Raw genomic sequence first — 15,958 nt, 5'->3', positions numbered from 1 at the left:
TCCTACTGAAAAATAATCTGCTTATCGATATATTCCATCTTCACCACCACATAGGGACAGGCGGCACTTTTTCTGATCTCTTCTCCTTTGTCCGGTCCCAGCAGGCTGGTCTCGATATAGACGCCCTCCTCCCCTTCAAAACAGTCTGTCACTCTGACGCTGTATCCGCTGGTCTTCTGTTCCCCGTATCCTCTGGCCGCGTACAGATACCCTCCGTCCGCGTAAAAGAGCTTCATTGGCTCTTCTTTTTCCTCCTCGATCCGGGCTTTGAATTCTTCCGGCACCTCGTCCTTATCCACCACCGTATATTCCACATCCCGGATCCTCTCCGGCTCCATGTTCTGTATGCTGCACCCGGCGAAGACAAACGCAGACGCGGCAAAAAAAGCGGCACAGACACAAGCTTTGATCCTTCTTTTCATATGCCCCCGGAAAAACTGCTTTTTCTCTTTATTATCATACACAGCGACTCTAGGAAAAATGCCAGAAATATGTTATGATAGGTGGGAAAATGTTCTATATGATGAAATTACTAAAGAGAGGTTTCCTGTATGATACGATTTCTGATCATTGCAATCCTTTTGTTTCTCTATCTGGTTCTGGGGATTCCCGTCCTTCTGGTGGAGAAACTCCGCGCGAAAAAAGATCAGGAGGCCAGCGATTACCGCTGCCTGCGCCTGGTCCAGTGGATGTTCCGGGTGATGCTCCGGGTCGCAGGCGTCCAGGTCACTGTCATCGGCGAGGAAAATATCCCGGATGAACCGGTCCTGTTTATCGGGAACCACCGCAGCTATTTTGACATCCTTCTGACTTATTCCAGATGCAGACGGCTGACCGGCTATATCGCCAAAAAGGAAATGCTGCGCTACCCCCTTCTCCGGGACTGGATGAACCGGCTCTACTGCCTGTTCCTTGACCGCTCCACACCCAAAGAGGGCTTAAAAACGATCCTGACCGCCATTGATTATATCAAACGCGGGATCTCCATCTGCATTTTCCCGGAAGGGACCCGCAACAGCGGCGAAGAATTAAGCCTGCTGCCTTTCCACAGCGGCTCTTTTAAGATTGCGGAAAAAGCCGGATGTCCCATCATTCCGATCAGCATGAACAACACCGCCGAGATCTTTGAGAACCACCTTCCAAAGGTAAAAAAGACCCATGTGGTCATTGAATACGGCGCTCCGATCCGGCTGGAGGAACTCGACAAAGACACCCGGAAACATCTGAGCACTTACTGTTCTGACCTGATCCAGGAGACGATCAGAAAGAACCAGTCGCTTTTATAAAACAGTCCGGGTTTTTCTTTTACTTTTGTCTCCACTGATGCTATAATATACGAAATGATGTTTCGGCAGGACATTCTGCCTATGCCAGAAAAGGAGTGTTAATCATGAATAAGCAGGATCTGACTTTGCTGACAGACTTGTATGAATTGACCATGATGCAGGGATATTACGTCAAAGGGCAGAACGAGAAAGTGATCTTTGATGTGTTTTTCCGCGCCAACCCTTGTAATAACGGATATTCCATCTGCGCAGGGCTGGAACAGGTGATCGACTATATCAAAAACCTGAATTTCACCTATGAAGATGTAGATTATCTGAGAGGGCTTGGCATTTTCAGCGAAGACTTTCTCCATTATCTGAGCGGTTTTCATTTCAGCGGCGATATTTACGCCATTCCTGAAGGAAGCGTGATCTTCCCCAAGGAGCCGATCTTAAAGGTGATCGCCCCCATTATGGAGGCGCAGCTTGTGGAAACTGCTATCCTTACGATCTTAAACCACCAGTGCCTGATCGCCACCAAGGCTTCCCGGGTCGTCTATGCGGCGAACGGAGACGGGATTATGGAATTCGGACTCCGCAGGGCCCAGGGACCAGACGCCGGCCTTTACGGAGCCAGAGCCGCGATCATCGGCGGCTGCGTGGGAACTTCCAATGTACTGGCCGGACAGCTCTTTGACGTGCCGGTCATGGGAACCCATGCCCACAGCTGGATCATGAGTTTCCCGGATGAATATACGGCTTTCAAAGCCTATGCAGACCTCTATCCGGATAACTGTACGCTTCTGGTGGACACTTACGACACATTAAAGTCCGGCGTTCCAAACGCCATCCGTGTCTTCCGTGAATTTAAAGAATCCGGCCGGAAATTCGGCAAATACGGCATCCGCCTGGACAGCGGCGACCTGGCTTATCTGTCCAAACAGGCGAGAAAGATGCTGGATGAAGCCGGTTTTACGGACGCCACGATCACTGCTTCCAATGATCTGGACGAGTATCTCCTCCATGATCTGAAGATGCAGGGCGCGGCCATCAATTCCTGGGGCGTGGGCACACACCTGATCACCTCCAAGGACTGCCCGTCCTTTGGCGGCGTCTATAAGCTGGCTGCGATCCAGAACAGCGAAGGGGAATTTATCCCCAAGATCAAGATCTCTGAAAATACAGAGAAGATTACCAACCCGGGAAATAAAACCATTTACCGTGTCTATGAGAAGGATTCCGGCAAGGTAAAGGCAGACCTGATCTGCTTCGCAGACGAGACCTTTGATCCTTCCGAGGACATGCTCCTTTTCGATCCGATCGAGACCTGGAAAAAGACGAAGATGCCTGGCGGTTCCTATACCCTGCGGGAAATGATGGTTCCCGTATTCCGGAACGGCGAATGCATCTACCAGTCTCCCAGCGTAAAAGAGATCGCCGACTACTGCCGGCAGGAAAAGGATTCCCTGTGGGAGGAGACCAAGCGTCTCTTCTATCCGCACCAGATCTATGTGGATCTCTCTCCCCGTCTCTACGAGGTGAAGAAGAACCTTCTGGATCAGGTGAACAAAGCATAAATATAAAAGATAACCCTATGTGAAGGAGACCATTTTTATGAAAATCATTGTACTTGCAGGAGGCTTAAGCCCGGAAAGAGACGTATCCTTAACTTCCGGACTTGGCATCTGTAAAACCCTGCGGGAAAGAGGCCACCAGGCCTTCCTGCTTGACGTCTTTTTCGGGCTCCCCTATGATTCCGAAAAACTGGAAGAAGTATTCGATCTTCCGGGCGCCGGCATGGAGATTGCCGACGGTATCAAGACTACGACTCCGGACCTTGAAAAGCTCCGGCTTTCCAGACCGGATCAGTCTGACTGCTATTTCGGGCCCAATGTGATAGAACTGTGCCGGCTGGCAGACATCACCTTTATCGCCCTCCACGGTTCGGTGGGCGAAAACGGCAAGATCCAGGCCACCTTTGATATCCTGGGCATCAAATACACCGGGCCTAATTCCCTTGGCTGCTCGCTTGCCATGAATAAGCTGGTAGCAAAGCAGATCTTCAAGATGTCCCGGGTGCCTACGCCCCGCGGCACTTCTCTGACAGAGAAGGCCAAGGATACTCCCCTGGATGAGTTAGGCTACTATCTCCCGCTGGTGATCAAGCCCTGTTCCAGCGGCTCCAGCATCGGCGTTTATATCGTCCACACAGAGGGTGAATATAAAGAAGCTGTCCGCCGGTCCTTTGAAGAGGACGGCCAGGACGAAGTCGTCATCGAGCCTTATATCAAGGGCCGGGAATATGCCTGCAGCATTGTAGCCGGCAAGGCTCTCCCCCTGGTAGAGATCATTCCAAAAGACGGCGTTTTTAACTACGAAAATAAATACCAGAGCGGCGGCGCCACAGAACTTTGTCCACCGGCGTCTCTGGATGCAAAGACACAGAAAAAAATGCAAAGAGCAGGAGAAAAAGCTTTTGAAGCGCTCCGGATGGACGTCTACGCCCGGGCGGATTTTATTGTGGACGAGACAGACGGACGGTTCTACTGCCTGGAGATGAACGGTCTGCCGGGCATGACTCCCTCCAGTCTAATCCCCAAGGCTGCGGCCGCGGCCGGTATGGACTACGGCGAGCTCTGCGAACAGATCATCGAAGAATCGATCCGGGTCCGCTATTAGCGGATCCGGATCTGATACTGTCCTATCAGAAACTGTGTATATAGAAAGGAATCTTCTATCATGAAAAATCTTACATTAGAGAACATTACCAAAGCCTGCTGCGGTACGTATCACGGCGACCCGGCAAAACTGGGCCAGGAGGTCACCGGCGTAGTCATCGACAGCCGGAAAGTCGAAGCAGGCAACTTATTCGTTGCCATTGACGGAGAAAAGTTCAATGCCCACCAGTTTATCCCGGACACCATCGAAAAAGGCGCTCTGTGCGTTGTTTCCCATGAAGATCTGGGTGAGACAGATTTCCCCTATATCCTGGTGGAATCGACCGGACAGGCGCTTCTTGATATTGCCAAACTGTACCGGGATTCTTTTGATCTGAAAGTGGTTGGCATCACAGGAAGCGTGGGCAAAACCAGCACCAAAGAGATGATCGCTTCCGTGCTCTCCCAGAAATATAAGACCCACAAGACCCTGGGCAATTTTAATAATGAATGGGGACTTCCCCTTACTATTTTCCAGCTGACCGAAGAGCACGAGGCCGCTGTTCTGGAAATGGGCGTCAATCATTTCGGCGAAATGCGCCGTCTCTCTTCTGTAGCCAGCCCGGATGTGTGCGTGATCACCAACATCGGTGTGGCGCACCTGGAATTTTTCAAGACCAGAGAAGGCATCCTGCAGGAGAAATCCCAGATGATCCAGGACATGAAGTCCGGCGGATCCATCCTGTTAAATGGAGACGACGACCTGTTAGCTAAGATGGGACCGGTCAAAGGCACCCAGCCCGTATTCTTCGGCACTGGCGAAAACTGCCAGTTCCGTGCGGACAATATCGAGCCCCTGGGACTTCGGGGCACAGCCTGCACCATCCATCTGCCGGACGGCTCTTTCTTTGCCTGCGTGGTACCGCTTCCGGGCGCTCATATGATCTCCAATGCCCTGGCAGGCGCAGCCGCAGGCTATACACTGGGACTGACCGCTGATGAGATCAAGGCCGGCATCGAAGGACTTCCGTCCATGCCGGGCCGTAACAACATCATCCGCACCAGCCGGCTGATGATCCTGGACGACTGCTACAATGCCAACCCCATCTCCACCAGAGCCGCGATCGATGTACTGGATATGGCCATCGGCCGCAAGGTTGCCATCCTCGGCAACATGGGCGAGCTGGGAGACAAAGAACTGGACCTTCACCGGGAAGTAGGCGCCTACTGCGCCGAGAAAGGCATCGACGTAGTCTGTGCCATCGGAGACCTGGCAAAAAGCCTGGCAGAAGGAGCGTCCGCCAATCCGCAGACTGAGACACACTGGTTTGAGACCAAGGCTGATTTCCTGTCCGTCATGAACGAGATCATCCGCGACGGGGATAATGTACTGGTCAAAGCGTCCCACGGCATGTGGTTCCCGGAACTGGTGGAAGAACTCCAGAAATTCTAGCAGGTCAATTTTCTGAAAGTTCCTGTACATTTTTCGCCATTGTGTACAATTATTGTTGTCTAAGATTGACTTTTTTTGTCAAAGTCACTATAATATAGAGAGGTTCAATTACCACAATTGAATCTCTCTATATTTTTTACGGTATGTTTTTACAGCGAAAGGAGGAGAAAAAATGTGGGGAGAAATTTTTAACATGGACAATCCGCTGGTAGGAGCGGACAACACCTGGGTTCTTTGGGCCATCTGTGCTGCCGGCGCCGCCGGAGCGATCTATCTGGAACAGAAATACACCTGGGCTGCCAAAGCCAGCGGCGCCATCGTAGCCCTGGTAATGGCTTTGATCCTGTCAAACTTAGGTATCATCCCGACCGCGTCTCCGGTATGGGATACGGTATGGAACTATGTCGTACCGCTGTCCCTGCCGCTGCTTCTGATGCAGTGTAATGTCCGGGACATGGGCAAAGACTCCTTGCGGCTTCTGGGAATCTTCCTGTGCGGTTCCGTGGGAACCATGGCAGGCGCCCTCATCGGCTTTGCCGTTCTCGGCAACTTTATCCCGGAACTCAATGCCCTGGCAGGCGTATTTACCGGAACCTATATCGGCGGTTCTGTAAACTTCGCTGCACTGGGTGAGGCGTTTGGCGTAACCGGCGAGATGCTTTCCGCAGCCACCGTTGCCGACAACCTTCTGATGGCTCTGTACTTCTTCGTACTGGTCATGATCCCCGGAATCGGATTTTTCCGCAAACACTACAAACATCCGCATCAGGATGCCGTAGAATCCGGAACCGCAGACAATGACACGGAAGGAACTGCAGCCGCTGCTTACTGGGGCAGAAAGGAAATGTCCTTAAAGGATATCGCACTGGCTGTTGCCGTTGCTTTCGTGATCGTTGCCGTATCCGGCATCGTTGCGGACTTCCTGGCCGGCGTGATCCCGACTTCCAACCCGGTACTGTCCATGCTGAACACCCTGTTTGGTAATATGTATCTGTGGATCGCTACGATCTCCATGATCTGCGCTACCGCAGCTCCCGGATTCTTTGGCGAGATCCGGGGAACCAATGAGATGGGAACTTTCCTGATCTACCTGTTCTTCTTTGTGATCGGTGTTCCGGCATCCATCCCGCTGATCGTGCGGAACTCTCCGCTGCTTCTGGTATTTGCAGCGATCGTAGTTATTGTAAATATGCTGTTCAGCCTGGTACTTGGAAAGATCTTCAAGTTCGACCTGGAAGAGATCCTGTGCGCGTCCAACGCCAACATCGGCGGACCCACCACATCTGCTGCCATGGCCGTTTCCAAAGGCTGGACAAAACTGGTAGGTCCCTGCCTGATCGTAGGAACCATCGGCTATGTAATCGGTACATACTGCGGCCTGATCATCGGAAGTCTGTTAGGCGCAGCATAATCACACACTATACAGGGGCGGTTATCTGCCCCTGTATTTTTGTACTGGCAATTTCCAGTGATTCATTTAGAAGGAGATGAGGATTGACTTATGATTTTTGACGCTCACTGTGACATCTGGACAGACGTTACACATCACCATCTGGCCGGGGAAAGAGATATCTTCCGCAGATATCATTACGAACGGCTGGAAAAAGGCGGCATTACAGGCGGTATCTTCGTGATCTGGAACGATCCGCCCTATGACAAAGATCCGCTGAAAAGAACCCATCAGATGATGGAAGCCATCGCGCAGGAAGAAAAAGACTGCGCCGATATCCTGAAGGTATGCCGGTCCTTCCGGGATATGGACGAAGCAATAAAAGACGGGAAAATGTATGCCTTTATCGGACTGGAAGGATTAAAGAGCATCGGAGAAGACGTAGACAGGATCGATGAATTTTATCAGTTCGGCGCCCGTCACGCAAGCCTGACCTGGAACGAAGAAAACCCGCTGGCCACCGGCGCGAGAGGCAATCCGGACCGCGGGCTGACAGACCTGGGAAGAAAAGCAGTGCGAAAGATCCAGGATCTTGGCATGATCCTGGACATGTCCCACATCAATGACAAATCCTTCTGGGACGTCATGGACGTGGCGGCCGGACCCGTAGTCGCCACCCACTCCAACTGCCGGGCGCTCTGCAACCAGGCCCGCAACCTTACGGACGAACAGCTGAAGGCGCTTGCAGACACCGGAGGCATGGTCGGCTTAAACTCCTTCAACGAGTTTGTCCATCCGGTAGAGTCCGAACAGACCGTAGACAACCTGGTCAAACACCTGATCCATATGGTAGAGATCATGGGCATCGATCACGTGGGATTTGGCTTCGACTTCTCAGAATTTCTGGAAGGCGACACCCTGAACTCTTTCAGCAGCCAGGCAACGCCTTACACCATCGGACTGGAGGACGCCTCCCACGTGCCTGCGCTCATGGAGGCCATCCGAAAAGCCGGATTCAGCCACGAAGAAATCGAAAAGATTGCCTGGAAAAACTGGCACACACTGATCCATAAAGTACTGCATGCATAAACAGAATGGAAATCGGGACGTAGACCTTTTGCAAAGGTCTACGTCCCGATTTCCATTTTGTTTCCATTTTATTTCCATTTATTCCGCAATCTTGATCACTGCTTTTACGATATCTGCTTTGTCGTGAATGCTGTGATCCATGGCTTCCTGCGCCTGATCCAGGGTAAAGATGTCGGTAACGATACCTTTTAAGTTTACCTTGCCTTTTGCTACGGCGTCGATCGCCAGCGGATAAATATGGCGATAACGGAATACGGTCTTGAAGGTCAGCTCTTTGTCCAGCGCCAGGCTCATGGGAAGGGTCATCTCGCCGCTCTTGCTGTAGCCTACCAGAACGATCGTGGAGCCTTTCTTTGCCGCATGGATCGCCTGTACCGTAGTGGGCTGAGATCCTGCAGTCTCTATGATCAGATCTGCTCCCATTCCCCCGGTCAGTTCTCTGATCTTTGCTACCACGTCTTCTTTTCCGCCATTGATCACGCCGGTAGCTCCAAGCTCCATGGCCTTTTCCAGACGCTTGTCCATCAGGTCTACCACATAAACCTCGGATACGCCTCTTGCCTTCAGCGCCATCATGGACACCAGGCCGATGCAGCCTGCGCCCATTACCACTGCTTTCTGTCCCAGATGCGCGTCTCCCTGGATCGCTGCGTGGAATCCGACAGCCAGAGGCTCGATCAGCGCGCCCTCCAGGGTGCTTACATTGTCCGGAAGCTTGAAGCAAAGGGCCGCCTCATGTGCCACATACTCCTGAAATACACCGTCTACCGGAGGTGTTGCAAAAAAGATAACATCCGGGCAGAGATTATACTTGCCCTCTTTACAGAATTCACATTTTCCGCAGGTCTTTCCAGGCTCCAGCGCCACGCGGTCGCCTACTTTTAAATGTGTTACATTTTCTCCCACTTCCACAACCGTACCGCCCGGCTCATGTCCCAGTACGAACGGCGGCTCTACCACGTAATCGCCGATCGCTCCGGTCTCATAGTAGTGCATGTCAGATCCGCAGATCCCGACATACTCCAGCTTTACCAGCACCTCGTCTGCTGCCGGCTTCGGGATGTCCCGCTCTTCAAATCCCATTTTGCCGATCCCGGTCATGACTGCAACTTTCATTTTTCCATCCATAGTCTTAGACCTCCTACTACTTTATTAAGATGTTTAAAAAACTTTCTAGTGCTATTATAATGCAAAACCACCGTTAAAACAATGCCTTATTTGCAAAATATATCTCTTTAAAGCGCTGGAATTCTTCTTCGTATCTTTTTACATTTTCCGGGATGGGTTCTGTCGCCTCCGGGCTCAAATGTACCATCCGGGCACAGGCTTCTTCATAATCTTTATAAAAACCGCATCCCACCGCCGCGGTCATGGCCGCGCCGATGCTTGCCTGCTCTTTTCCCTGATTGATATAGATGGGGCAGTCATACATATCCGCCTGAATCTGCCGGAAAAGCGGGCTCTTTGCCCCGCCTCCCGCCGCAATGATCCGGTCGCCCCTGATCCCCAGGGAACGAAAGATCGCGTAGGATTCTTTCATGCTGTACACGATCCCTTCCATGGTACTGCGGATCATGTGCCGCTTATCGTGGCGCAGCGTCATGCCCAGATACACGGCCTTGGCATTCGGGTCGTTGTGCGGCGTCCGCTCTCCGTTCAGATAGGGCAGGAAGAGAAGTCCTTCACTGCCTGCAGGAACCTCTGAAGCAAGCGCTGTCATCGCGTCAAAACTCTGTGCGCCAAGGATATTGTTCTTCAGCCATTTCAGAGCAACGCCTCCGCTCAAATGCGCGCCCATAATGCTCCAGAGATGCTCGCCCCCGTGGCACCAGGTGTTGGTCCGAAGCTTCGGATCATAGGTCGGCGCGTCAAGGGCGCAGGTCAGATGACAGGCCGTACCGATGGTAGACGCCATAAGGCCGCCTCTGATCATCCCGTTTCCCAGCTCCATCATCAGGGAATCTCCGCCGCCGAAGGCCACAAAGGTACCTTCTTTTAGTCCGGTCCGCTCCGCGCATTCCTTAGTCACGGTCCCTGCCTTCTCATAGGACTCGTGGCTCTCCACCAGATACTCCGCCGGGATATCCAGCTTCTTTAAAATATCAAAGGCCCAGGTACGCGCCTTCATATCCCACATGCCGGTGCTGCAGGCGTCAGAGGCATCCGTGCCCAGTTCCCCGCAGATCCGGTAACGGATGTAATCTTTGGGGAGCATCACCTTGTAAATCTTTTCATAACGTGCAGGCTCTTTTTCCCGCACCCAGACAAGAGACGGCAGGAGAAATCCTGTGCTCAGCCGGTTTTCAAAAACTTTTGCGAACTCTTCTTCCGGCACGGTCTCATAGATATGGCGGATCTGTTCCGCGCTTCTTTGATCCGCCCAGATGATGGCATTTCCCACAGGCCGGATCTCCCGGTCCACCATCACAAGGCCGTGCATCTGCCCGGAAAATCCGATCCCCCGGATCTCATCCCGGATTTCCGGTTTTTCGGCGAGCATTTTCCGGATCGCCTGTACGGTCGCCTCCCACAGCTGATCCATATCCTGCTCTGCCCGGTCCAGTTCCGGCTTCTGAATATCATATTCACACTGCCCTGCAGCAGCCGCGTTTCCGTCCGGATCCACCGCCACCGCGCGTACACTCGACGTTCCCAGATCGATTCCTACAAAATATTCCATGCATCTTCACCATCCCAGATATCCCGCCAGTCTTCTGCCTCTTCCCAGAGAAATACCTTTCCCTTGATGAGGCGGGCGTTCTGATCTGCCTTTCTTAATCGCTCCATTTCCTCGTCCGTGAGGAAATCTTCCGTTACACATTTTAAATTTTCCACATATTCCTTTTCATAAATGGAAAATGGAATGGGGATCTGTCCTCTCTGCACCGCCCATTTTACGCAGATTGTCGCCGGATGGCAGTGATGAGCCGCCGCGATCTCTTTTAACGCCGGCAGTTCAAAGGTCACCACGTCTCCTTCTTCCGTATCCCGCGCAGGTCTGCAGGGGGAACCCATGGGACTAAACGCGATCAGCTGGATCCCCTGCTCTTTGCAGTATTCAAAAAGCTTTGGCTGCTGAAACGTAGGACTAATCTCCACCTCCAGAACCGTGGGACGGATCCTGCAAAGAGGAAGCACCTGCTCCAGCTTGGTGATGGTCATATTGGACATGCCGATGCTCTTTACCAGTCCCAGATCCACCAGACGCTCCATCTGCCGCCAGGTGGTCAGATACTCTTCCAGAGAAAAGGGCACTGCATCCGGATTTCTTCCTTCCAGATGGGCTCCCGGCGCATGGTAGTTGGGAAACGGCCAGTGCACCATGTAGATATCCAGATAGGAAAGCTTCAGATCCCGCAGGCTCTGCGCACAGGCCACCAGCACGTCACCTTCCCCGTGCCTGTCATTCCATACCTTGGTCATAATGGTAAGGTCCTCCCGCTGCACAATGCCGTCTGCAAAGGCTTTCTGAAACACCTGGCCGATCTCCTTTTCATTTCCATAAGCCGCCGCACAGTCAAACAGCCGGTAACCTGCTTTTATGGCGCCGTAAACAGCGTCTGACACTTCCCCGGAACTGTAACGGTCATTTCCAAAAGTCCCCATGCCGATCCCGGGGATCACCATCCCGTCGGACAGCTTCCTTTCGGGAACCAGTACGGGATTTACCTGTTCCATACGATCCTCTCCTTTCTCTATCTGCCGGGAATATATGTTCCTTTGACAGGAATGATCCTGGCTCTCCATCCGCTTTTTTCCTCTCTCTGGCGTTCCAGACATTCATAAATCTCCCGGGCCGCCACACCCAGATCCTGGTTATACACTGATACCGGGAACCGTCCCGAACCCTCAAAATCATCAATGGCCGCCAGCCGCACCCGGGAACTCTCCTGCCCATTTGTCTCCCAGAGGCTCTCTGCCGTCTGCTGGGCCAGTTCTCCGGTCCCGCATACGATGAGTCCGTCCGACATCTCTTCTGCCATCTTACGGATCTCTTCCGCCGCTGTCCGCGCCATCTGCCGATTCCTTCTCCAGGGCACGTGACAGACCTGTCCCTGAGGGCAGAGTTTGCGAAACGCTTCTTCTCTTTTGCGGATATTGCCGATGGCCAGATTATCCCATCCCACATACAGGTACTGCCGGTGCTTTTCTTCTCTTTCCAGCAGCGTCCGCACCGCATCCACATTATCCACAAAGACACTGTCCGCAAATGGCCCGCAGGCGTCCGTATCAAAAAAGACCAGATTCATGCCGATACTGCGGAGCCGGAGCAGTTTTTCCTGGTCCACGCCCCGGTCGTCCGGCCAGACCACCGCATTCCGGATATTTTTGGTATACAGCCGGTACAGACAATCCTCAAGGGTGGTTCCCTCCGGCGCCTCCACATACAGGAGCAGCGCATCCTGTTCCCAGGCGCATCTCTGAAATTCTGCAATAAAGCGGGCAAAAAAGGGATTTCTGGAGGGGGCCGCCAGCGCGATCACATCCATCGCCGTCTCATTTCCATGATTTTTCAGCGTCACAGTGGTTCCGTTCCCCACCTCCCGCAGGATCAGCCCTTCCTCTTCCAGAAGCTCCAGCGCTTTGCGCACCGTAATCCTACTGACGTTAAAATCTTCCGACAACTGCCGTTCAGACGGGATCTTTTCCCCGTCCCGGCAGATTCCTTCGTATATCTGGCGGCAGATCTGGTTTTTCAGTTCAATGTACCGAAGTTCTGTTGACTCCATGCACACACCTCCCGGTCATTTCTCAATGGTATTCTATCATAATACCATTGAGAAGTCAAAGTGTTTCTGTCCCGGAAAACTTGCGGCATCCCCGGCGCTGTAGTACAATAAAGCCATACTCGTAAGAAAGGCGGGATTCTTATGTTAAAAAAGGGATTGGGAATCATTCTTGGAATTCTGGTTCTTATTCTTGGAGCGGTCTGCTGGATGAAACTTCGCACACCAGAAGAAGGTCAGAAGGTCGACAATTACCGTGTGATTTTTGAAAAAGGCAGCTACTGCGGCGGTACCCGTACCGGCTGCATGGATCTGAAGATCTCACTGGAAAACGGAGAACACAGAAAAATGTTTGCTTCTGCAGATGATGTCACTGGAAATGGATATCATACGATCACCGATGACCATTATCTCCTCAGAGTCTGTCTGGATGATCAGGAGTTAAACAGCACCGCATATGAGATTTCCGCGGATCTGGACACCCAGCTCTTACGGATCTATTTCACCAACCCGCAGGCTGTGGCCAGCCAGGACCCTGTAGAGATTAAGATCTCCAAAGGCACGATCGACCAGGAGGTCGCACGGATCCCTGCAGAACTGACCAACGGCTCCAGCCTTGCGGAATTTACCTCTGTAAGCGGAAACGAACTGGCCCGCATCTGCGCCTCCGGCATCTATCTGGATCTGCCGGTTTCCGCTTCTTCTGCCGCGCCTTCGCGGTCCATTGGCTCTGTCCGCCTTCAGGCTGGAGAAAACACGTATATTCTGCCCTTTGCCAGTCAGGCGGCCTCATCGCCTTCTCCGGAAGAGAGTAACGTCCAGAGCCTTCTGCCGGCTGTGGCTTCCACTAACCAGGAATTGCCGGACGTGCGGATCTATGCCACAGAGATTCCCGACTGGGAAGCTGTAGATTCCCTGACGCTGACAAGCGGGGCTGCAGGCTCTCTGATCCTGGTCAGAAAAGATCAGATGGAAGACCTTACCTATGTAAGCGGCGCCGTCCAGTCCCAGGAAGCAGATACCCTGTTCGTGGCAGGCAGCGATGGCTGCTTCTACAAAGCGCCGGTTCCGGAGGATCTTCAGGATACTTCTTTCACGCTTGGGCAGAGCGTTGATATCTTTTATCAGGAAAAAACGCCCCAGCCATATGGTTATGACCTGCGGGGCGTAACTGCCATCAGTACATTTATACTTTAAACCGGTACCCCACTCCCCAGATCGTCTCGATATACTGGGGATTGGAGGTATCCATCTCTATTTTTTCCCGGATCTTTTTGATATGCACCGTAACGGTCGCAATATCCCCGATGGATTCCATGTCCCAGATCTCCCGGAACAGTTCTTCCTTGGTGTACACATGATTGGGATGTCCCGCCAGGAAGGTAAGAAGATCAAACTCCTTGGTGGTAAAATTCTTTTCCTCCCCGTTGACCCAGACTCTTCTTGCCGTGGTATCAATCTTCAGGCCCCGGATCTCGATCACCTTATTGACCTCTCTGGCGCTTCCTGTCAGCCGGTCATAGCGGGCAAGGTGAGCTTTTACTCTTGCCACCAGCTCGCTGGGGCTGAAAGGCTTTGTCATATAATCGTCCGCCCCCAGGCCCAGGCCGCGGATCTTATCAATGTCATCCTTTTTCGCCGACACCATGATGATCGGCGTATTTTTTTCACTCCGGATCTGCCGGCAGATATCAAAGCCGTCCACGCCCGGCAGCATCAGATCCAGGATAAAGAGATCAAAATCCCCTTCCATGGCACGCTTTAATCCTGTCTCGCCGTCGGTTGCCACCTCCACCTGAAAACCACTCAGTTCCAGATAATCTTTTTCCAGATCAGCGATGGTCTCTTCATCTTCTACGATCAATATTTTACTCATAAATCGGCACCTCCTGATATTTTCTCAAAACGAAATACATGGTCGTTCCGGTTTCTTCCCGGCTGGTAGCCCAGATTTTCCCGCCATGCTCTTCAATGATCTTCTTTACAATGGACAGCCCGATGCCGCTGCCGCCTTTGGAAGAATTTCTGGACGCATCGGTACGGTAAAACCGGTCAAAAATGTTGGGCAGATCCTTGGCCGCGATCCCTTTTCCGTTATCCTCCAGCTCTATCTGCACAAAATCCCCTACGTCTTTTACCCGCAGGTTGATCTTGGGCTTCGGCTTATCCATATATTTCAGGGAATTGTTCACAATATTGTGGATCACCCGCTTGATCTGCTCGGCGTCCGCAATGACCTTTACGTCCTTTTCCACATAATTGAAATACCCGAACTCCACATTTTTTGCTTCCAGCTCCAGGGACAGATCCTCCGCGCAGTCTTCAAAATAATCGTTAACCGACAGGGTATTGAAGTTATACGGGATGCGGTTGGTATCGATCTTGGAATAAAAGGTCAGCTCATTGATCAGCGTATTCATCTCGTCCGCCTTATTGTAAATGGTCCGCACGTATTTCTGCATCTTCTCGGGCGTATCCGCCACGCCGTCCATGATCCCTTCCGCATAGCCCTTGATGGCGGTCACAGGGGTTTTCAGATCATGGGAAATGTTGCTGATCAGCTCTTTGCTTTCTCTATCATAGCGGAGTTTTTCTTCTACATTATCCCGCAGGCGCACCCGCATGTCCTCCAGATCCTGGGCCAGCCGTCCCATCTCGTCATCCGCCATCGGTCGGATCTCAAAGTCCAGATTTCCCTCTTTGATATTTTTGGCCGCCAGCTGCATTTTCTGCAGCGGCTGCATCACGGAGCGGTAAACCCAGTAGGTCAGCGCGCAGGCTGTCAGGATCAGGATAAATACGATGCACACCACGATATCTACCATCAGTTCTTCCAGTTCCGGGATCATTTTCCGGACGTCTGATACGATAAAGGCGCTGCCTTTGTCTCCGTCCGGGTATTCAAAGTCCACCTGCTTGACCAGAGACTGGGCGTCCCCTCCCAGATAGATCCCGTTTTCCGATGTGGTTTCCGCGCCGCCGTAATCCGGAAGTTCCGCGATCACGCTGTCTGCGTTCTCCATATCTGTCCCCACATAGATCATGGTGTAGCCCTTGCGGACCAGAAGATACGCATTCTTCTCCTGAAGGAGGCGGTTAAACTCTCCAAGAGCCGTCGCGTCTTCCATCCGGGCGGGACTCTCTGCCGCCATATCTACCAGTTCATGATAGGATTCTTCCGTCAGGCTGGATATGGTCTGCATGGAATTGGACAGGCTTTCCACCGTTGTCCCGCTGATCTTATAAGTTTTCTCTATGGTACTGATCTGATAGGCTCCCAGCAGAAAAATCAGGGTTGTTCCAAGTATAATAGGCAGAAGCAGTACCGTCAAAAAAGCGATGATTAATTTTGTCTTCAGCTTCATAGACTACATCCT

Annotated in this window: 14 protein-coding genes; 7 read left to right on the top strand and 7 right to left on the bottom strand. The window is 52.2% G+C overall.

All coding sequences use genetic code 11. From position 1 onward, the window contains the following. Nucleotides 1-2 precede the first annotated feature (2 nt). A complete protein-coding gene (locus H6A13_RS03395) occupies nucleotides 3-422 on the bottom strand; it encodes a protease complex subunit PrcB family protein (RefSeq protein WP_204908223.1) in 420 nt (139 codons plus the stop codon). A 129-nt stretch (nucleotides 423-551) separates the two neighbouring features. On the opposite strand from H6A13_RS03395, the gene H6A13_RS03390 reads away from it, so the two are divergent. The 6 genes from H6A13_RS03390 (at nucleotide 552) to H6A13_RS03365 (ending at nucleotide 7,854) form a co-directional block, all read left to right on the top strand. After that, on the top strand, nucleotides 552-1,286 hold the full coding sequence (locus H6A13_RS03390; RefSeq protein WP_204908222.1) for a lysophospholipid acyltransferase family protein: 735 nt from the start codon (nucleotides 552-554) through the stop codon (nucleotides 1,284-1,286). Nucleotides 1,287-1,390: 104 nt separating this feature from the next. Continuing rightward, nucleotides 1,391-2,842, top strand: a complete 1,452-nt coding sequence (locus H6A13_RS03385) for a nicotinate phosphoribosyltransferase (RefSeq protein WP_204908221.1) — start codon at nucleotides 1,391-1,393, stop codon at nucleotides 2,840-2,842. A 37-nt stretch (nucleotides 2,843-2,879) separates the two neighbouring features. Further along, on the top strand, nucleotides 2,880-3,944 hold the full coding sequence (locus H6A13_RS03380) for a D-alanine--D-alanine ligase family protein (RefSeq protein ID WP_204908220.1): 1,065 nt from the start codon (nucleotides 2,880-2,882) through the stop codon (nucleotides 3,942-3,944). Between the two features lie 60 nt (nucleotides 3,945-4,004). Next, nucleotides 4,005-5,375 carry a UDP-N-acetylmuramoyl-tripeptide--D-alanyl-D-alanine ligase gene (locus H6A13_RS03375; protein ID WP_204908219.1) on the top strand — a complete coding sequence of 457 codons (1,371 nt, stop codon included), beginning with the start codon at nucleotides 4,005-4,007 and terminating at the stop codon, nucleotides 5,373-5,375. Between the two features lie 172 nt (nucleotides 5,376-5,547). Then, on the top strand, nucleotides 5,548-6,786 hold the full coding sequence (locus H6A13_RS03370) for a DUF819 family protein (protein ID WP_204908218.1): 1,239 nt from the start codon (nucleotides 5,548-5,550) through the stop codon (nucleotides 6,784-6,786). Between the two features lie 90 nt (nucleotides 6,787-6,876). Further along, nucleotides 6,877-7,854, top strand: coding sequence for a dipeptidase (locus tag H6A13_RS03365; RefSeq protein ID WP_204908217.1), 978 nt, complete (start codon nucleotides 6,877-6,879; stop codon nucleotides 7,852-7,854). A 78-nt stretch (nucleotides 7,855-7,932) separates the two neighbouring features. On the opposite strand, the gene H6A13_RS03360 is transcribed toward H6A13_RS03365, so the two are convergent. The 4 genes from H6A13_RS03360 to H6A13_RS03345 all read right to left on the bottom strand — a co-directional run bounded on the left by H6A13_RS03360 (nucleotide 7,933) and on the right by H6A13_RS03345 (nucleotide 12,584). Continuing rightward, nucleotides 7,933-8,982 (bottom strand): NAD(P)-dependent alcohol dehydrogenase, encoded by a 1,050-nt coding sequence (locus H6A13_RS03360; RefSeq protein ID WP_204908216.1) that lies wholly within the window; start codon nucleotides 8,980-8,982, stop codon nucleotides 7,933-7,935. Nucleotides 8,983-9,055: 73 nt separating this feature from the next. Further along, nucleotides 9,056-10,534 (bottom strand): xylulokinase, encoded by a 1,479-nt coding sequence (gene xylB / locus H6A13_RS03355; protein WP_204908215.1) that lies wholly within the window; start codon nucleotides 10,532-10,534, stop codon nucleotides 9,056-9,058. Beyond that, a complete protein-coding gene (locus H6A13_RS03350) occupies nucleotides 10,519-11,532 on the bottom strand; it encodes an aldo/keto reductase family protein (protein WP_204908214.1) in 1,014 nt (337 codons plus the stop codon). Before H6A13_RS03350 ends, xylB begins: the two co-directional genes overlap by 16 nt. A gap of 17 nt (nucleotides 11,533-11,549) precedes the next feature. Continuing rightward, a complete protein-coding gene (locus H6A13_RS03345; protein ID WP_204908213.1) occupies nucleotides 11,550-12,584 on the bottom strand; it encodes a GntR family transcriptional regulator in 1,035 nt (344 codons plus the stop codon). A 141-nt stretch (nucleotides 12,585-12,725) separates the two neighbouring features. Between H6A13_RS03345 and H6A13_RS03340 the strand changes: the two genes are divergently transcribed. Then, the gene (locus H6A13_RS03340; RefSeq protein WP_204908212.1) at nucleotides 12,726-13,778 is read left to right on the top strand and encodes a hypothetical protein; all 1,053 of its coding nucleotides are present in this window, start codon (nucleotides 12,726-12,728) and stop codon (nucleotides 13,776-13,778) included. Here H6A13_RS03340 and H6A13_RS03335 read toward each other — a convergent pair. Further along, entirely contained in the window at nucleotides 13,768-14,457 is a 690-nt protein-coding gene (locus H6A13_RS03335; protein ID WP_204908211.1) for a response regulator transcription factor, read from the bottom strand. The two genes, H6A13_RS03340 and H6A13_RS03335, sit on opposite strands and share 11 nt — an antisense overlap. Then, nucleotides 14,450-15,946, bottom strand: a complete 1,497-nt coding sequence (locus H6A13_RS03330; RefSeq protein WP_204908210.1) for a HAMP domain-containing sensor histidine kinase — start codon at nucleotides 15,944-15,946, stop codon at nucleotides 14,450-14,452. Before H6A13_RS03330 ends, H6A13_RS03335 begins: the two co-directional genes overlap by 8 nt. Nucleotides 15,947-15,958: the final 12 nt, after the last annotated feature.

Source organism: Mordavella massiliensis, from assembly GCF_016902415.1.
In the GTDB taxonomy this organism is placed as follows: Bacteria; Bacillota; Clostridia; order Lachnospirales; family Lachnospiraceae; genus Merdimonas; species Merdimonas faecigallinarum.
This window is presented reverse-complemented; position numbering and strand designations above follow the sequence as displayed.

What these genes read in the sequence shown, in the direction of transcription:
- H6A13_RS03350 (WP_204908214.1), bottom strand. Translation starts at nt 11,532, where the DNA reads ATGGAACAGGTAAATCCCGTACTGGTTCCCGAAAGGAAGCTGTCCGAC.
- H6A13_RS03390 (WP_204908222.1), top strand. Translation starts at nt 552, where the DNA reads ATGATACGATTTCTGATCATTGCAATCCTTTTGTTTCTCTATCTGGTT.
- H6A13_RS03395 (WP_204908223.1), bottom strand. Translation starts at nt 422, where the DNA reads ATGAAAAGAAGGATCAAAGCTTGTGTCTGTGCCGCTTTTTTTGCCGCG.
- H6A13_RS03365 (WP_204908217.1), top strand. Translation starts at nt 6,877, where the DNA reads ATGATTTTTGACGCTCACTGTGACATCTGGACAGACGTTACACATCAC.
- H6A13_RS03385 (WP_204908221.1), top strand. Translation starts at nt 1,391, where the DNA reads ATGAATAAGCAGGATCTGACTTTGCTGACAGACTTGTATGAATTGACC.
- H6A13_RS03345 (WP_204908213.1), bottom strand. Translation starts at nt 12,584, where the DNA reads ATGGAGTCAACAGAACTTCGGTACATTGAACTGAAAAACCAGATCTGC.
- H6A13_RS03370 (WP_204908218.1), top strand. Translation starts at nt 5,548, where the DNA reads ATGTGGGGAGAAATTTTTAACATGGACAATCCGCTGGTAGGAGCGGAC.
- H6A13_RS03330 (WP_204908210.1), bottom strand. Translation starts at nt 15,946, where the DNA reads ATGAAGCTGAAGACAAAATTAATCATCGCTTTTTTGACGGTACTGCTT.
- H6A13_RS03335 (WP_204908211.1), bottom strand. Translation starts at nt 14,457, where the DNA reads ATGAGTAAAATATTGATCGTAGAAGATGAAGAGACCATCGCTGATCTG.
- H6A13_RS03380 (WP_204908220.1), top strand. Translation starts at nt 2,880, where the DNA reads ATGAAAATCATTGTACTTGCAGGAGGCTTAAGCCCGGAAAGAGACGTA.
- H6A13_RS03360 (WP_204908216.1), bottom strand. Translation starts at nt 8,982, where the DNA reads ATGGATGGAAAAATGAAAGTTGCAGTCATGACCGGGATCGGCAAAATG.
- H6A13_RS03375 (WP_204908219.1), top strand. Translation starts at nt 4,005, where the DNA reads ATGAAAAATCTTACATTAGAGAACATTACCAAAGCCTGCTGCGGTACG.
- xylB (WP_204908215.1), bottom strand. Translation starts at nt 10,534, where the DNA reads ATGGAATATTTTGTAGGAATCGATCTGGGAACGTCGAGTGTACGCGCG.
- H6A13_RS03340 (WP_204908212.1), top strand. Translation starts at nt 12,726, where the DNA reads ATGTTAAAAAAGGGATTGGGAATCATTCTTGGAATTCTGGTTCTTATT.